Origin of the sequence: Mycobacterium yunnanensis (genome assembly GCF_025823185.1) — a bacterium.
GTDB classification, from domain to species: domain Bacteria; phylum Actinomycetota; class Actinomycetes; order Mycobacteriales; family Mycobacteriaceae; genus Mycobacterium; species Mycobacterium yunnanensis.
In genome coordinates this window covers 382,092-396,235 of record NZ_JACKVK010000001.1, presented here as the reverse complement: position 1 = coordinate 396,235, position 14,144 = coordinate 382,092, and the positions used below count along the sequence as shown (strand labels likewise).

16 protein-coding genes and 1 tRNA gene are annotated in these 14,144 nt (G+C 67.7%); 4 read left to right on the top strand and 13 right to left on the bottom strand.

Going from position 1 to position 14,144, the window contains the following annotated elements; translation table 11 throughout:
* Positions 1-279 precede the first annotated feature (279 nt).
* The 6 genes from H7K45_RS02050 to H7K45_RS02025 form a co-directional block, all read right to left on the bottom strand.
* Positions 280-1,419 carry a tyrosine-type recombinase/integrase gene (locus tag H7K45_RS02050; protein ID WP_263994063.1) on the bottom strand — a complete coding sequence of 380 codons (1,140 nt, stop codon included), beginning with the start codon at positions 1,417-1,419 and terminating at the stop codon, positions 280-282.
* A gap of 89 nt (positions 1,420-1,508) precedes the next feature.
* Positions 1,509-1,581 (bottom strand) — tRNA-Ala (locus H7K45_RS02045).
* Between the two features lie 49 nt (positions 1,582-1,630).
* Positions 1,631-2,716 carry a divisome protein SepX/GlpR gene (sepX, locus tag H7K45_RS02040; RefSeq protein WP_263994062.1) on the bottom strand — a complete coding sequence of 362 codons (1,086 nt, stop codon included), beginning with the start codon at positions 2,714-2,716 and terminating at the stop codon, positions 1,631-1,633.
* Positions 2,717-2,847: 131 nt separating this feature from the next.
* Positions 2,848-3,501: a GNAT family N-acetyltransferase gene (locus H7K45_RS02035; protein ID WP_263994060.1), complete on the bottom strand. Its 654-nt coding sequence runs from the start codon at positions 3,499-3,501 to the stop codon at positions 2,848-2,850.
* A gap of 11 nt (positions 3,502-3,512) precedes the next feature.
* Positions 3,513-4,769, bottom strand: a complete 1,257-nt coding sequence (gene glp / locus H7K45_RS02030) for a molybdotransferase-like divisome protein Glp (protein ID WP_263994057.1) — start codon at positions 4,767-4,769, stop codon at positions 3,513-3,515.
* A 38-nt stretch (positions 4,770-4,807) separates the two neighbouring features.
* The gene (locus H7K45_RS02025; RefSeq protein ID WP_263994056.1) at positions 4,808-5,722 is read right to left on the bottom strand and encodes a UTP--glucose-1-phosphate uridylyltransferase; all 915 of its coding nucleotides are present in this window, start codon (positions 5,720-5,722) and stop codon (positions 4,808-4,810) included.
* 73 nt (positions 5,723-5,795) lie between these two features.
* Here H7K45_RS02025 and H7K45_RS02020 point away from each other — a divergent pair, with 73 nt between their 5' ends.
* The 4 genes from H7K45_RS02020 to mscL all read left to right on the top strand — a co-directional run bounded on the left by H7K45_RS02020 (position 5,796) and on the right by mscL (position 8,064).
* Positions 5,796-6,374: a 5-formyltetrahydrofolate cyclo-ligase gene (locus H7K45_RS02020; RefSeq protein WP_263994054.1), complete on the top strand. Its 579-nt coding sequence runs from the start codon at positions 5,796-5,798 to the stop codon at positions 6,372-6,374.
* 100 nt (positions 6,375-6,474) lie between these two features.
* Positions 6,475-6,831 (top strand): FmdB family zinc ribbon protein, encoded by a 357-nt coding sequence (locus tag H7K45_RS02015; protein ID WP_263994053.1) that lies wholly within the window; start codon positions 6,475-6,477, stop codon positions 6,829-6,831.
* Positions 6,832-6,892: 61 nt separating this feature from the next.
* Positions 6,893-7,543: an SAF domain-containing protein gene (locus H7K45_RS02010; RefSeq protein WP_263994052.1), complete on the top strand. Its 651-nt coding sequence runs from the start codon at positions 6,893-6,895 to the stop codon at positions 7,541-7,543.
* A gap of 74 nt (positions 7,544-7,617) precedes the next feature.
* A complete protein-coding gene (gene mscL / locus H7K45_RS02005; protein WP_263994051.1) occupies positions 7,618-8,064 on the top strand; it encodes a large-conductance mechanosensitive channel protein MscL in 447 nt (148 codons plus the stop codon).
* A gap of 61 nt (positions 8,065-8,125) precedes the next feature.
* Here mscL and mspA read toward each other — a convergent pair whose 3' ends face one another.
* The 7 genes from mspA to rpmF form a co-directional block, all read right to left on the bottom strand.
* The gene (gene mspA, locus H7K45_RS02000; protein ID WP_079925806.1) at positions 8,126-8,749 is read right to left on the bottom strand and encodes a porin MspA; all 624 of its coding nucleotides are present in this window, start codon (positions 8,747-8,749) and stop codon (positions 8,126-8,128) included.
* A 374-nt stretch (positions 8,750-9,123) separates the two neighbouring features.
* Positions 9,124-9,282, bottom strand: coding sequence for a hypothetical protein (locus tag H7K45_RS01995; RefSeq protein WP_263994047.1), 159 nt, complete (start codon positions 9,280-9,282; stop codon positions 9,124-9,126).
* A gap of 160 nt (positions 9,283-9,442) precedes the next feature.
* Positions 9,443-9,940 carry a MogA/MoaB family molybdenum cofactor biosynthesis protein gene (locus H7K45_RS01990; protein ID WP_263994045.1) on the bottom strand — a complete coding sequence of 166 codons (498 nt, stop codon included), beginning with the start codon at positions 9,938-9,940 and terminating at the stop codon, positions 9,443-9,445.
* A gap of 71 nt (positions 9,941-10,011) precedes the next feature.
* Positions 10,012-11,361, bottom strand: a complete 1,350-nt coding sequence (locus H7K45_RS01985; protein ID WP_263994044.1) for a S1C family serine protease — start codon at positions 11,359-11,361, stop codon at positions 10,012-10,014.
* A gap of 141 nt (positions 11,362-11,502) precedes the next feature.
* Complete coding sequence (locus H7K45_RS01980; RefSeq protein WP_263994043.1) at positions 11,503-13,023, bottom strand: HAMP domain-containing sensor histidine kinase; 1,521 nt, start codon at positions 13,021-13,023, stop codon at positions 11,503-11,505.
* 7 nt (positions 13,024-13,030) lie between these two features.
* Positions 13,031-13,717, bottom strand: a complete 687-nt coding sequence (locus H7K45_RS01975) for a response regulator transcription factor (protein ID WP_263994041.1) — start codon at positions 13,715-13,717, stop codon at positions 13,031-13,033.
* Between the two features lie 68 nt (positions 13,718-13,785).
* Positions 13,786-13,959 carry a 50S ribosomal protein L32 gene (gene rpmF / locus H7K45_RS01970; RefSeq protein ID WP_149481706.1) on the bottom strand — a complete coding sequence of 58 codons (174 nt, stop codon included), beginning with the start codon at positions 13,957-13,959 and terminating at the stop codon, positions 13,786-13,788.
* Positions 13,960-14,144 lie beyond the last annotated feature (185 nt).

Here is a 14,144-nt window from a genome sequence, read left to right as displayed (position 1 = left end):
ACGTAGGGCAACGACACGGGCGATCTCGATGGGATGGCCTGAAGGCGCAGTTCGAGCAGAACTGCCTGCCTGTACTGGTGTGCCGGTCCTTGGGTCTCTTGCCGTCGAGTGTCCCGCTGCACTCTCAACCTCGACGGTGCTCTGATCTCGTTGATGCTCTAGTCGCCACGTTAGCAGCTCGCGCCCCTACGTGCGTTGTCCCGACCTCTGATTCAGTTGCACTACAGAGCTTTTCAAGAACGGGTGTAGAACTCGTCTAGTCGCGCATCCAAATCTGCACTACGGCGTCATCGGCAAAAGCGCCTGTTCGATCGCGTCCGCGGCCGTTTTCATCGAGCGTCGGTCCAGGTGTCCGTAGACGGCGACCGTCGTCTGGATCGACTCATGGCCGAGGTGCTGCTGGACAACTGGCAGGGGGATACCGGCTTGAATCATCCAGGAAGCGCAGGAGTGCCGGAGGTCGTGCACGCGGGGCCGGAGAACCTTCATGCTGTCCGTCACCTGCTCGCCGGTCTCGTCAACCAACGGCCAAGCGCGCTGCAGTGCCGGTACCCAGACGCGGGCGTAGAAGCCCTGCGCCCGGACCGGACCGCCCGCCCTGTTGACGAACAGAAACTCATTCGAGTAGTCGAGCTTGTCCAATACGGACTTCGGGACGTTGATCGTGCGCAGGCCCTTCCTGGTCTTCGTCGAACCCAGGCGGTATCCGCCGCTCCCCTGCTTCCAGGACTGCGAGATTCGGACAGTGCCATCCTCCCGGTTTACGTCGCCGGGACGCAGTGCCGAGGCTTCACCCCAACGGGCACCGGAGGCGACGAGAAACTCGACCATTGGCTGCCACGGCGCGGTCACCTTCGAGTGCAACAGCGCGAACTGTTCACGCGTCAGGAAGATTGTTTCGTGGGGATCGTCATTCTTCGGCATGCGCATGCTGGCGCAAGGGCTGGCCGGGATGCGCTTTGCCGCCACCGCGGCGTTCAGCGCCCCGGCGAGGAAGCCGTGCTTGTTGGTGATCGTCTTCGCGCTGGGCCTCCAGCCCTTCTCGTCCAGCTTCTCCATTGACTTAATCCACTGGGCTACGTGATCCCGGGTCAGCGCCGCCAAGGGTATGGACCCCAAGGGCTCGGCTATGTCGTTGCGAACGTAAGCGCGGTACTTCTCGACGGTGTTGGCGTCGACCCCCGTCAGGTGATCGATGTGGTGATTCAGCCACTTCTCGACAGTCAGAGTCGGCATCGTGGACTCGGCCTTCAGACTGGCCAGCGCGTTGTCGGGGCCGAACTTGGTGACCATTTCACAGAAGGCTGTTGCCGAGGCGAAGTCGTTGAACGACGTTGAAGTCTGCTTGCCCTGGAGGCGGTAAAGCACGGCGAAGTACTCGGACCCATCCCGGCGAGTGCGGTTGCGTAGCGAAGCCACAGTGAAGACTTTAGGTTACTTTGTTGACCTACGCGTTGACGTGAACACCGATCAACCCCGAAAACCGGTCCCGACCTGCTGAAACTGAGTGGAGCTAAGGGGAATCGAACCCCTGACCTTCTCGATGCGAACGAGACGCGCTACCAACTGCGCTATAGCCCCTTGTACCGCTAGCAGGCTACCAGTGCCGGTGTCCTGCTAGAAATCGGCGCTACTGACCCGAGGCCCGCGGCAGGTCGTACTCCCGCGCGAAGCTCGCGTACTCGAGGTGTTCGAAGATCGGGTCCTCGTCGTCGATCTCCAGAACGACCGAACCGGGCCTGCGCAACCGCGCCGGCACCACGTCGAATTCCTGGTCCTTGGTGTTCTCCACGCCCAGGTGCGAGCGCATCATGCGCTGCGCGCGACGACGCCGCACCTGCTCCTCGATGCGCGTCTGACGGCGCAAGTACGCGAGGTAGAGCACGGTGACGACGCCGACCGTGCCGCACACCCACCAGAACGTCGGCGACACCACGAAGGCCGCGACCGCGCTCAGCAGCAGCAGCACCGACATCGCCATCAGCATGCGCTTGCGGAACCGGTACTTGCGCGCGCTGACGGCCGCGGCGGTCTTGGTCTCGTAGGTGCGGCGGCGCTCCTGGGACTTCGATTCCGCGCCGTGCGGTTCGGACTCCTCGGCGGCCTCGACACCGGAGGAGTCGTCGACGTACTCGTAGTCGTGGTTCGGGTCGTCCTCGGACACCGCTTCGAACTCGTCGGTCATCTCCTCGGATGCGGCAGTGTCGTCGTCGGAGGCGCGAGCGGCGGGCGCCTCGTCCGCGGCGTCGACCTCGTGGAGGTCGTCGATCGAGAACGTCGCGGTGTCGTCGGCGAACTCCAACGGCAGCTGGGGCTCCTGCACGGCGGTCTTCTGCGCCGAGACACCGATGGGCAGGGCGCCGGAGTCCTCCTCCACCACGTCGACGTCGAGGTACTCCGACTCGGCTTCGACCTTCGCCGCGGCCATCACCACGACCGCGGTGCGGGGCGCATCCTCGGAGTCGCGGTCGTCGTAGAAGTCGTCGTCGAGGTCGTCGTGGGTGGGGCGCCAGTCGGGGTCGCTATGGTGACCGGCGGCCGGTTTGCGGCGTCGCAGCAGCCGCGCGCCGTGGCCGGAGTTCAGCACACGGGTTGCCAGTGCGACGTCGCTGGTGCGCCGAACGGTGTCCCGCTTGCTGATCAACATGGGAACCAACACGAAGAGCCAGAGCACCACGAGCGAGATCCAGAGAAGAGACTGAGGGATGCTTGGCATGACGCCGGCTCCTTTCCCCGTGAGTTAGGTCCGTGACCAGCGCATCCGGGGACGACGCGCCGCGACTAATTACACACCTGTAATTCGCCTCTGACAAGCACATTCGTCCCAATAGCCACAACTGCCCCAAATTAGGTCCAATTGGCCCGTCCGGCGCGGACCAACGCCGACGTTGCCGACCCGTTCAGCTCCTCGATGGTGATGGCCACCAGCAGATGGTCCCGCCACCCGCCGTCGACCTCCAGATAACGCTTGAGCAAGCCCTCCTCGCGGAAGTTCGCCTTCGACAGCACCGCCCGGCTCGGGGCGTTCTCCGGCCGCACCGTCGCCTCGATTCGGTGCAGGCCCACCGGCCCGAAGCCGTGATCCACGCCCAACGCCAGCGCCGCCGTCGCCACCCCGCCGCCGTTGTGCGCCTTGGCCACCCAGTACCCGATCCACGCCGAGCGCAGCGCACCGTGGGTGACGTTGCCGATCGTCAGCTGGCCGCACAACTCACCGTCCAGCTCGATGGCGTACGGCAGCATCCGCCCCTTCCTGGCCTCCGCGCGCAGTCCGGAACAGATCGACGGCCACGACGAAATGCTATGTCGCGCTTCCCAATCCACCTCGGCAACGGGCTCCCACGGCTCGAGGTGCGCCCGATCGGCCAGCCGGATCCGGCTCCACACCGCCCCGTCGCGCAGCCGAATCGGACGCAGCCGCACCAGACCCGCGGGCACCCGCAGCGGACCGACCGACTGCGGCCACCCCGGGTGCATCGACGACGACCGCCACAGGTTCATGATCGGCTGCGTCAGCCGCGTTGCGCCAGGAACGCCACGTCCACGATCTCGCCGGTACGGACCTCCTCGGCCTCACTGGGCACCACCACCAGGCAGTTCGCCTCGGCCAACGTCGCCAGCAGATGCGACGACGCACCCGGCGCGCCGCCGAGCGCCTGCACCAGGTACTCGCCGGTGTCCTGGTCCCGCATCAGCTGCCCACGCAGGTAGCCCTTGCGTCCGGCCACCGATGTGATCGGCGACAGGGTGCGCGCCTGCACGACGCGCCGCAACGGCTGCCGCTTGCCCAACGACATGCGAATCAGCGGCCGCACCATCACCTCGAAGACCACCAGTGCGCTCACCGGATTGGCCGGCAACAGGAACACCGGCACGCCGTCGCGGCCCAGCTGACCAAAACCCTGAACGGAGCCGGGGTGCATCGCGATGCGCGAGACCTCCATCTCTCCGAGCTCCGAGAGCACCGCCCGCACGCTCTCGGCCGCGGTCCCTCCGACGGCACCGGCGATCACCAACACCTCGGCCCGGTTGATCTGACCTTCCACCACGTCGCGCAGCGTCTTGGACTCCGTGTCGACGATTCCGACACGGTTCACCTCGGCCCCCGCGTCACGCCCCGCCGCGGCCAGCGCATAGGAGTTGACGTCGTAGACCTGGCCGTTGCCCGGGTTGCGCGAGACGTCGACCAGTTCCCCGCCGACGCTCATGACCGACAGCCGCGGACGCGGATGCACCAGCACCCGCTCGCGTCCCACCGCGGCCAGCAGCCCGACCTGCGCCGCCCCGATGATGGTGCCCGATCGCACGGCAACGTCGCCGGGTTGGACGTCGTCACCAGTGCGGCGCACGTAGGCGCCCGATCGCACCCCGCGCAGCACCCGCACCCGCGAATCGCCGCCGTCGGTCCAACGCAACGGCAGGACGGCGTCGGCGAGGGTCGGCATGGGCGCACCGGTCTGCACGCGCGCGGCCTGACGCGGCTGAAGGCGGCTCGGGGTCTTGGCACCGGCCTCGATCAGGCCCATCACCGGAAGGCTGACCTCCCGGTCACCGTCCTCGCCGTCACCGCCCGCCTCGACGCCGAGCACGTCGACGCTGCGTACCGCGTATCCGTCGATCGCGGCCTGATCGAAGCCAGGAAGGGGGCGTTCGGTGACGACCTCCTCGGCGCACATCAAACCCTGGGCCTCCGCGATGGCCACCCGAACGGGTCTGGGTGCTACCGCCGCGGCAGCCACCTTCGCCTGCTGCTCCTCCACCGAACGCACTCGTGCGCCTTTCTCCAGTCATGGAGCCCACGCGCACGTCAGTTGGCGTTGAGGCCCAAACGCTCGACCAACCAGCGCCGCAGCTCCGGTCCGTAGTCGTCGCGCTCCAATGCAAAGTCAACCGCAGCCTTGAGGTAGCCGCCGGGATTTCCCAGGTCGTGTCGAGAACCGCGGTGCACCACCACGTGAACGGGGTGCCCCTCGTCGATGAGCAGCGCGATCGCGTCGGTCAGCTGGATCTCGCCGCCAACGCCGCGGGGCACCCGTCGCAACGCGTCGAAGATGGCCCGGTCCAGCACGTACCGGCCAGCCGCGGCGTACAGCGACGGCGCGTCCTCCTTCTTCGGCTTCTCCACCATGCCCTTGACGCGCAACACATTCGGGTTCACGGCGTCCGGGACCACCTCGACGTCGAACACGCCGTAGGCACTGATGTCGTCAGCGGGCACCTCGATGGCGCACAGCACCGATCCCCCGCGCTTGGCGCGCACCTTGGACATGGTCTCCAGGACACCGGTCGGCAACACGAGGTCGTCGGGCAACAGCACTGCCACGGCGTCCTCGTCGTCGTCCAGGCTCGGTTCGACGCAGCTGACGGCGTGCCCCAGGCCCAACGGTTCGGCCTGCACCACGGACTCGACCTTGATGAGGCCAGGCGCTCGGCGCACCTTCTCCAACATCACCGTCTTGCCTCGGGCCTCCAGCGTGCCCTCGAGGATGAGGTCCTCGACGAAGTGCGCGACGACGCCGTCCTTGCCCGCGGAGGTGACGATGATGAGGCGTTCGGCGCCCGCCTCGGCGGCCTCGGCGGCGACCAGCTCGATGCCGGGGGTGTCGACGACGGGCAGCAGTTCCTTCGGCACCGTCTTCGTCGCAGGTAGGAAGCGTGTGCCCAACCCAGCGGCCGGAACGATCGCGGTGCGAGGAATCGGCACCACAGCGCGTGTCGTCATCGTTCACACCCTAACGTCATCGGCCGCTGAGAACCTGCTGAGCCCTCACCGTGTGACGTGACATGGTGAAGTCGTGGCACCGACGAAGACCCAGATGCGCGCCGCGATCCTCTCCGCCCGCCGCGCCGTCCCCGACGCGGTGCGGCGCGCCGAGGCCGACCACCTGCGCCGACACCTGGCCGGCCTGGCCGGAGCGGGCGACACGGTGTGTGCCTACGTCCCCGTCGGTTCCGAGCCTGGCTCGGTCGCCATGCTCGACGACCTGGTCGACGGGGGTGCCCGGGTGCTGCTGCCGGTGGCACGCGTGGACGAGGCGGGGCACCCCCTGCCTCTGAGCTGGGGTGAGTACCGCGGTGATCTGGTGGCCGCTCGCTTCGGTCTTCGCGAGCCACCCGCACCGCACCTGCCCGCGGAGACCGTCGCCTCAGCGTCGACGGTCGTGATTCCGGCGTTGGCCGTCGACCGCATCGGCAACCGTCTTGGCAGGGGTGCCGGATTCTACGACCGGACCCTGGCCATGGCCGGTCCGACGACGCGACTGGTGGCGATGGTCCGCGACGACGAACTGGTTCAGGCGCTTCCGGCCGACCCCCACGACGTCCCGATGACCCACGCGCTGACCCCCGGCAACGGGCTCGTCGAACTCGGTTGAGGAGCCGCGATGGCCGCGGGAATGGCGGGAGCCACGTAGCGGTTCTAGCACTTGAGCAGCTAGAGTGCTAAAGGATTTGTTCATTGTTCCGGAGGTTTTGGTGCCCACCTATTCGTACGCTTGTACCGAGTGCGACAACCGTTTCGACGCGGTGCAGGCATTCACAGATGACGCGCTGACCACGTGCCCCGAGTGCTCGGGCCGGCTGCGCAAGCTGTTCGGCTCGGTGGGCGTCGTGTTCAAGGGCAGCGGCTTCTACCGCAACGACAGCCGCGACACCTCGAAGAGCACCATCAACGGCTCCAGTGGCGGTGGCGAATCGTCGGGGTCGGCGGAGAAGTCGTCCGACAAGCCTGCCGAGAAGTCGTCGTCGGAGAAGTCGTCCAGCTCGGACAAGTCCAGCTCCACCTCGTCGGCGAGCAAGCCCGCGTCGACGCCCGCTGCCTCCAGCTCGTAGTTATCCACAGGGCGCGGCTCACCCCCTGCCACATCCCCGCCGGGCTATCTAGCGTGGCCGCATGGGGCAATCACTCAATCCGTCGCTGACGTCGCGCCTGCACGCACTGCGCCCCGACTGGACGCGCACGCTCATGGCTCGCCGCGTGACCGCCGCGGCGCTCGTCGTCTTGGCTGCCGTGGCCGCGTTGCGCCCCGACCCGTCGCACGGCCGCGCCGACGTCGTGGTCGCGGCGCGCGACCTTGCCCCCGGAGTCGAGTTGATGGCCGCCGACCTGCGCGTGGAATCCCGTGCGGTGACGGCCATTCCGGACGGTGCGACCGTCCGCAGCGCCGATCTGATCGGCGCCACGCTGGCCGGTCCGGCACGTCGCGGCGAGGTGCTGACCGACGTCCGGGTGATGAATTCGCGCCTGGCCGAGGCCGCCGCGGGTCCGGACGCGCGCATCGTGCCCGTGCACCCGACGGACGCCGCGCTCCTCGACGTGGTGCGCACCGGCGACGTGGTCGACGTGCTGGCGGTCTCGGAGTCGGCCGACGGATCCGAGGAACGTTCCCGCGTGGTGGCCGCCGACGCCGTCGTGGTCTTGGTCTCGACCCCAGCCAAGGACCGCAGCCGCGACGGCGTGGTCCTGCTCGCCCTGCCGGCGCGCGAAGCCAACGACGTCGCCGGCGCGTCCCTCTCTCAGGCGATAACCCTCACGTTCCACTGAATTCGGACCTTCGGGCTAGCGTTGCCGCACGGGTCACGGCGCACGGCCTGACCACCAACTGAGGAGGAATCCGCGTGCTCAAGGGATTCAAGGAGTTTCTCTCCCGCGGCAACATCGTCGACCTGTCGGTCGCGGTGGTCATCGGCACGGCGTTCACCGCCCTGGTGAAGACCTTCACCGACAGCATCATCACTCCGCTGACCAGCCGGATCGGCGCCAGCAGCACCGACGTCGGTGTCCTGAAGATCAACATCGGCGGTGGTCAGTTCATCGATCTGAACGTGCTGATCTCCGCGGCCATCAACTTCGTCCTGGTTGCCGCTGTCGTCTACTTCCTGGTGGTGGTCCCGTACAACCGGCTCCGGAAGAAGGGCGAGGTCGAGCAGGCTGGCGACACCGAACTCAGCCTGCTCACCGAAATCCGCAACCTCCTCAAGGACGGTGCGAGCGCCGAGACGGTCACCGGCCCCGGCACCGGCCCAAGCCCCGACACGGCGAAGCACACCAGCGCCGACCGGTAGCGCACATACGAAGACAGCCCCCGGCCGATGGCCGGGGGCTGTTTTCGTGTGAACTAGGGAGTTAGTTCATGTTCCACGGTTCGCCGTACGTGGTGACGCTGTCACCCGTCGAGGCGATGAGCCGTGCGAACGGACGCAGGAGCACGCCGCCGGCAGCGCCGGTGACCGTTCCGTGAGCGTTCGAGACCGCGACCCCACCGGAGGCACCCTTGACGTCGACCGAGAAGGTCGCGACTTCCTGGATGCCGGGGCCGTTGCCGAGGTCGGCGCTGATGGACACACCCGGGAACAGGTTCGGGGTGATGACCTGCAGCGGGTTCGCCGGCGTCGCGTCGTCGAGCAGGATGTTCGGGGTGGTGTAGCTGAAGTTGATGCCAACGCCCAGCGACCACGGGAAGCCGATCTGGTAGCCGAGCTCCAGCGTGCCCTCGAACTCGTCGGCACCGGGGCCGGCGACGATGAACTTTGCGCGGCCCGAGTGGAACCACTCGCGGGTGAGGCGGTTGCGGTCGAGCGGGAAGACACCGTTGAGGAAGGTGTCCCACTGCTGAACCGTCAGCGTCCGGTCCTGGCCGTCGACCAGGCTCAGCTCGTTGTCCAGGCCTGCGTGAGAGGTGCCCGTGCTGGTGAGGAGCGCCGCAAACGCTGCTACCAGTGCGACCAGCACCCGACTGATTGCCTTCATGATCTCCCTAGCTGTCGTGACGGACCTTGCGGTCCGTGTTCCTGTGAGTGCCCGGCTCTACGGCTAAGCCTGACACCTCGCAAGAGCTTGATGTGGAGGAAATTAGAAATTCCACATTCGGTTCTTACGTAAAGCTCATCGTTAGACGACGAGAAACATAACGGCGGGGCCTCCGCCCGGCAACGCGTACGGGTGCTCAACAGTGGGCGCGGTTTGTGCCCGGCAATGTTTGCTTCATCTACCGGCGCGAGAATTCGGTCCGTGCGAGCACTCCGGTACGGCGCCTCGCGTCGGATTTCGGCCCCGGTCGGGACGGGATTTCAGCGGCGTTCGCGCGCCTCGTCGGACGCCCGAAAGAGGAAGGAAACCGCAGCTCAGCCGTGGTGGGGAGGGACGTTGTCCCTCAGCCAGTCGTCGCGCTCGCGACCACGGTCGGTGGCCTCGTCATCCCACTCGTCCTTGGTGGTCTCGGGAAGGCTTTCACCAAAAATCTTGTTAACTGCCAGGCGTCGCGGCTGTGAATTCTCGGTCACGTCGACGCTCCATTGTGATGAACATCACATTTCGTCGCTCGTGACCGCTCACATCTCCGCAGCGCCAAACCGGGATGACTATGTGCCGCACCCTCATACGCCAACCGCCCCGCCGAGCGGAGCTCGCGGGGATCGGTGGGCGACGGAGACGCCACGAAGCCTAGATCTCGAGGCTGGACAGCTGGCCGATGATCTGGACGGCAAGCGGTCCCAGCGTCGCCATGCCGTCCCGGACGGCACCGCGCGAACCCGCGATGTTGACGACCAGGGTGCTCCCCGAAATACCCGCCAAGCCGCGCGAGACGCCCGCGTCGACCAGCCCCGCCGACAGCCCGGAGGCACGGAGGGCCTCGGAGATGCCGAGCAGCTCGCGATCGAGGATCGTCCGGGTGGCCTCCGGCGTGACGTCGCGGGGCGTGACCCCGGTGCCTCCCACCGACACGACGAGGTCCACGCCGCCGATGACGGCGGTGTTGAGAGCGTTGCGAATCTCGATCTCGTCGGCGGACACCACGACGACCCCGTCGACGACGAACCCCGCCTCACCCAGCAGCTCGGTGACTACCGGACCACTGTGGTCCTCTTCATCTCCGTGCGCGGTCCGGTCGTCGACGACGACGACGAGTGCGCGACCCACCAACTCACCAGGCTGTTCCATGAAGGCAACCGTATATCCCGCCGCCGACGCGGGCGAAGCGATCCTGAGCTCCGGGCGACCCGGCGCGACCGTCACTGCTGCGCCTTGCCCAGGGTGACGGACACGGTCTGCGGCTTACCCGAGGCGTCGAGGTAGGTCAGCGTCACCTTGTCACCGGGGGCCCGCGACCGTACCGCCGCGACCAACGCGTCGGCGCTGCCGATGACCCGGTCGTCGACCTTGGTGACCACCACCCCGGCCGGCATGCCCGCCGCCGAGGCGGCGCCGCCTGCCGTCACGTCGACGATCTTGGCGCCGTCCACGCTTGCGTCGTTGCCCACCTGAACGCCGAGTGAGGCATGCGATGCGGTGCCGCTCTGAATCAGCTCGTCGGCGATCCGCTTGGCCTGGTCGACCGGGATCGCGAACCCAAGGCCGATCGAGCCGCTCTGCGATTGACCCGAGTCGCCGCCGAGCGTGGCGATGGCGGAGTTCACGCCCACCAGCTCGCCGTTCATGTTCACCAGCGCGCCGCCGGAGTTGCCGGGGTTGATCGCCGCGTCGGTCTGGATGGCGTCGAGCACGGTGTTCTGGTTCTGGGCGTCGCCACCGGCGGCCACGGGGCGGTTCAGCGCGCTGACGATGCCGGTGGTCACGGTGCCCTCGAGGCCGAGCGGCGACCCGATTGCGACGACGTCCTGGCCGACGCGCAGGTTGCCCGACGAGCCCAGCGTGATCGGGGCGAGTCCGCTGGCCCCGACGGCCTGCACGACCGCGATGTCGCTGCTGGGATCCGTGCCGACGACCTTGAACGTCGTCGTCGCTCCGTTGGCGAAGGTCACCTTGGTCTGGACGCCGCCCGCCGGGACTCCGGGACCACCGTTGGCGGCGGCCACGACGTGGTTGTTGGTCAGGATGAGGCCGTCGGAGGACAGGATGATGCCCGACCCCTCCTCGGACTGCCTGCCCATGTCGGTCTCGAGTTTCACCACGCTGGGCACGACCTTGGCCGCGACCTGCTCGACCGATCCAGCCGGCAGGCTCGCCGCCGGCACGCCGGGCGTCGCACCCGAGGACGTCGAACTCCACGACGGCCGACCGGGTTGCACCAGGGTCGCGACGCCGCCGCCGATGCCCGCCGAGACGACCGCGATCGCCAACGCGCCCACCGTCAGCCGGCCGGCCCGGGAGCGGTTGCGGGGCGACGTCGGTGGGGCGGGCATCATCCGGGTGGGGTCGCCGCGGTACGGATCGTGCGGCCCGCGATAGGCGTGCGAGGCGGGCGAACCCTGCGGGGGTTGCGTCGCGTAGCGCCAGTCATAGGACTGCTGCGGGTAGGCACCGCTGCGATGCTGGCCGGGGTAGCCCGGCGCCGCGGCCTCGTGCGCACCGGTGTGTTGACCGGGCTGCGGTGGCGGCGAGTACCTCGGATGGTTCGTCATTGCGGCTGTTGGCTCTTCTTTCGAGTCGTGTACGTCAGCGGTCTGTCGTGGTAACGAAAGATGTCCTCTGACAGTGCCCCCCTGGGCTGAGAATCCACTTAGAGATCTTTCGGGACTTGCCCAGAACTTCCGGTGCCCCGGTCACCCATTCTCGGCGCTACCGGCCACGCCGTCCAACGCACCGACCTCGCGTGTCGCGCCGACCGCGACTGCACCGTCGACCAGCGGTCTGCCAGGAAGGAGGACGAAGATCGACGTCCCGGGCGGATCGGCCTGAGGCGTCGCGTAGTCGATGCGAAGCGTCCCACCGTGTTTCACGACGACCTGTTTGACGATCGCCAAGCCAAGGCCCGAGCCGGACATCGACCGCGCCGAGGTGGACCGGTAGAAGCGCTCGAACACCAGCTCGCGTTCACTCGGCGGAATGCCGGGCCCCTGGTCGGACACCACCAGCTCGGCGTAGTTCGGGTCGACCTGCGCAAGCCGCACGCCGACCCGGCCACCGGGCGGGCTCCACTTCGCGGCATTGTCGAGAAGGTTGAGCACGGCCCGGGACAAGGTGGCCTCGTCGCCGTAGACCTGCCACCGGACGGTGTGGACGTCGAAGTCGATGTCGTTGCGCCGCCGACGAACTCGTTCAAGGCTGCGGTCGACGACGTCGGCGAGGTCGACCGGTTCGTGGATGGTGACGCCCGCATCCTCCCGGCTCAGGTCCACCAGGTCGCCGACGAGGGTCGACAGTTCCTCGATCTGGGCGATCACGTCGGCGCGCAGCCCGGCCATCTCCTCCTCGGGGATGCTCGGCGCGCCGGGCGCCATCGAGGCCATCAGGAGTTCGACGTTGGTGCGCAGCGACGTCAGCGGGGTGCGCAGTTCGTGGCCCGCGTCGGTGACCAGCCGCGCCTGACGCTCGCGCGACTCGGTCAGCGCTCGCAGCATCATGTTGAACGCCTCGGTGAGGCGGGCCAACTCGTCGCTGCCGTGCACCGGGATGGGTCTCAGGTCGTCGGTTCGGGCCACGCGTTCGGCGGCGTCGGTCAGTCGCGCCACGGGGCGCAACCCCGTCCGGGCCACCATGCCGCCGGCGATCGCGGCGACGGCCATGCCCAAGCCGCCGACGATCAGCAGGATGGTGCCGAGGCGTTTGATCACCTTGCCGGTCGGGTCGAGGCTCTTCGAGATCAGCAGGGAATCGCCGCTGGGCAGGTGGACGGCCAGCACGCGCTGAAAGTTGACGGTGCGCAACGACATTCGCAGGTTTCCCTGGATGACGGCCTTCTCGGGGTCACCGAGGGGCAGCGTCTGACCCTCCTGGTTCGCGGTGTAGATGGACCGGCCCGGCATCACGAACATGGCGTTGACGTCGGAGTAGGCCGTGCCCTCGATCGCCTTGCCCGGGTCCACGGCCAGCAGGCCGCTCTCGATGAGCAGCCGAGCGCGAATCTGCAGCTGGTTGTCGATGTCGTCGTAGAGGGCGCGGGACACCACCGCGTAGACGGCCAGGCCCATCAGGACCACCACCATCGCCACCATCGACATCGCGAGCAGCATCACGCGCCAGCGCAGCGACACCGAACTGGCGCGGTGCGTGACGTAGGGCTGCACGTCGGGGGCGCGTCGTTCGCGGGACCGCGACCAGAACGGCGAGCGGACCGAACCCATCAGGGCGTCACGGCGGGGTCTCGCGCAGCACGTAGCCGACGCCACGCACGGTGTGGATGAGGCGCGGCTCGCCCTCGGCCTCGGTCTTGCGCCGCAGGTAGCCGACGTAGACCTCGAGGGCGTTGCCGGACGTCGGGAAGTCGAAGCCCCACACCTCTTCGAGGATGCGGCTGCGGGTCAGAACCCGACGCGGGTTGGCGATCAGCATCTCGAGCAGGGAGAACTCGGTCCTGGTCAGGCTGATCTGGCGCTCACCGCGGGTCACTTCCCGCGTCACCGGGTCGAGGCTGAGGTCGGAGAACGTCAGGGCCGCGGAGTCGCCGTCGTCGGGAAGGACGCGTCGCCGCAGCAGGGCCCGCATCCGGGCCAGCAGTTCTTCCAGGGCGAACGGCTTGGGCAGGTAGTCGTCGGCTCCGGCGTCGAGGCCCGCGACGCGCTCGGACACCGAATCGCGGGCGGTGAGCACCAGGATGGGCAGGTCGTCACCGGTGCTGCGGAGCTGCCGGCACACTTCGAGCCCGTCGAGTCGGGGCATCATGACGTCGAGCACCAGCGCGTCGGGCCGGTCGCTGGCGATCAGGTCCAGGGCTTCGAGGCCGTCCTGCGCCAGGTCGACCGAATATCCGTTGAACGCGAGGGACCGGCGCAGGGATTCGCGCACAGCACGATCGTCGTCAACCACGAGTATGCGCACAGCGACAGTTTCAACCCCGTGTCTGAGACAGGCCTGAGAGGCGCGCCGTCAGAGGAGCGACGAGAAGGTCAGCGGCGGTCGAGGTCGATGAGGCCGAGGCGGGCGGCCTTGAGCAGGCGACGCGGCACCTTGTGCAGCTGACCTGCGACGTTGACGTTGACCAGGCCGGTGGCCTCGGTCTTCCACTGCGACCGCCGACTACGGGTGTTCGACCGCGACATTCTCCGCTTCGGCACAGCCATGGGGGTACTTCTCCTCTTGAGATTTCGTTTCGAGACCGCCGCACTCGCCTCGACTACTGCCAAGGCGTCGGCAATTGCAGTTCAGAATAGCCGCAGAGCCACCCAGCCTCCAAAAACGCCGTCGCGCCCCTTGACGTGGGACCGGTGGTACCGGCTAACCTACCGGCCTACCGGTTGGTTGAACG